We start from the raw sequence: 1,855 nt of genomic DNA on the forward strand, positions 1-1,855 counted from the left end.
ACTCTATTTGCTGCTTTTGAGAGGGGTTTAGCATCTAACGGACTCAAGAGTCGCTATTGGCCATGATATTACCTAAAACAGCGACAAAACCCTACAATAACGCCTCCTCAGTCCGATAGCACCTCAAATCCAGCCGAATTTGGCAGAATAACGGCTGCTGGGTCCGTTACAGAAATGTGCCTGCATGGGGGGAGGTGATGGACGAGTTGCTATTGTTGGACTTCATAGCACTTCAACTAGTTAGCTTCTACTGGCAGTGTTCCTACCGCTTCAGCCGTCAGCTTACCTCTTGCGAGCAGCTGTCGGCTAACGGACTTCATAGCACTTAAACTAGTTAGCTTCTACTGGCGGTGTTCCTACCGCTTCAGCCCTCAGCCTACCTCTTGCGATCAGCAGCTTGGCGGCTAACGGACTGAGATGACTCTATTTGCTGCTTTTGAGAGGGGTTTAGCATCTAACGGACTCAAGAGTCGCTATTGGCCATGATATTACCTAAAACAGCGACAAAACCCTGCAATAACGCCTCCTCAGTCCGATAGCACCTCAAATCCAGCCGTATTTGGCACAATAACGGCTGCTGGTTCCGTTACAGAAGTGTGCCTGCATGGGGGAGCTAATGGACGAGTTGCTATTGTTGGGATTCAGAGCACTTCAACTAGTTAGCTTCTACTGGCGGTGTTCATACCGCTTCAGCCGTCAGCCTTCCTCTTGCGAGCAGCTGTCGGCTAACGGACTTCATAGCACTTCAACTAGTTAGCTTTTACTGGCGGTGTTCATACCGCTTCAGCAGTCAGCTTACCTCTTGCGAGCAGCAGCTGGGCGGCTAACGGACTGAGATGACTCTATTTGCTGCTTTTGAGAGGKGWTTAGCATCTAACGGACTCWAGAGTCGCTATTGGCCATGATATTACCTAAAACAGCGACAAAAACCTACAATAACGCCTCCTCAGTCCGATAGCACCTCAAATCCATCCGAATTTGACAGAATAACCGCTGCTGGGTCCGTTACAGTAGAGTGCCTGCAAATGTGATACAACACAAAAGGCTATCCCTCCGCCATTTTCATGACTTCTGGGACAGCCTCTTCGTGATGTATGTACTATTTTAAATAGAAAACTTCGCGCATCGGTTGAATCGGCACGGCTTCACGGAAATTGAAGGAACCTACGACCATTTTGCTCGTAATTGCGTTCCACCGATTACAAGCCTCACTCTCCGCCAAATAGGCAAAAGCGGTTTCCAAATCATCGCATAAAAAACAATAGAAGAATTGATTGCCATTTTGGAAGATTGAGTAATCCCTGATCCCTGCTTTACTGTGCTCTTCCATGATTTCTGGCCAAGGCGCCAAATGCATTCGGACGTACTCCTCCAGATCTTCCTCCCGAATCGTCCATGTCCAAGCGAACTTCCCGCTAGTGGTCATGCGCTACACCCTCTCCCCATATATTGGATAACCGATTACTTTTACTTTACCGCGCTAATCCTATCCCGTCAATGCTCATCCTCATCAAAATAAAAATAAACAAAAAAAAGAAGTCACAAAGACTTCCGTTTTTTCGCTTTTATATTTGTTTGACTGTACGAGACGCACAAACAAACCAAACAAAAGAAGCAAAACAAAGCAGAGCAATAAAGCCATAACCGCCAAATACGTCATACCGAGCAGCAAAATAACCAAAGCCAAGACCTGCGAACGTGCTCAGCACATTCTCTCCCAACGACTGGAAGGAGTCTATCGTTGCCCTCATGTTCGAATTGATGCGGTGATGCAGATATCCAGAGGCAAGCGGCTGCATGACCCCAGAGAATAGGCAAATGATCAGCATTGCAGTCAGTCCGATGAAATCAGGAC

2 protein-coding genes and 1 pseudogene are annotated in these 1,855 nt (G+C 47.3%); 1 reads left to right on the forward strand and 2 read right to left on the reverse strand.

Annotated features, from left to right (window positions below):
• The first annotated feature begins 197 nt into the window (after positions 1 to 197).
• Positions 198 to 329: a hypothetical protein gene (locus AC1DUA_RS35805; RefSeq protein WP_477504265.1), complete on the forward strand. Its 132-nt coding sequence runs from the start codon at positions 198 to 200 to the stop codon at positions 327 to 329.
• 770 nt (positions 330 to 1,099) lie between these two features.
• On the opposite strand, the gene AC1DUA_RS35810 is transcribed toward AC1DUA_RS35805, so the two are convergent.
• Together AC1DUA_RS35810 and AC1DUA_RS35815 are read right to left on the reverse strand one after the other, a co-directional pair.
• A complete protein-coding gene (locus AC1DUA_RS35810) occupies positions 1,100 to 1,426 on the reverse strand; it encodes an L-rhamnose mutarotase (protein WP_477504266.1) in 327 nt (108 codons plus the stop codon).
• A gap of 139 nt (positions 1,427 to 1,565) precedes the next feature.
• Positions 1,566 to 1,855, reverse strand: a pseudogene (locus AC1DUA_RS35815) (MFS transporter); the annotation flags it as partial.

Source organism: Paenibacillus sp. 01T422 (assembly GCF_056398785.1).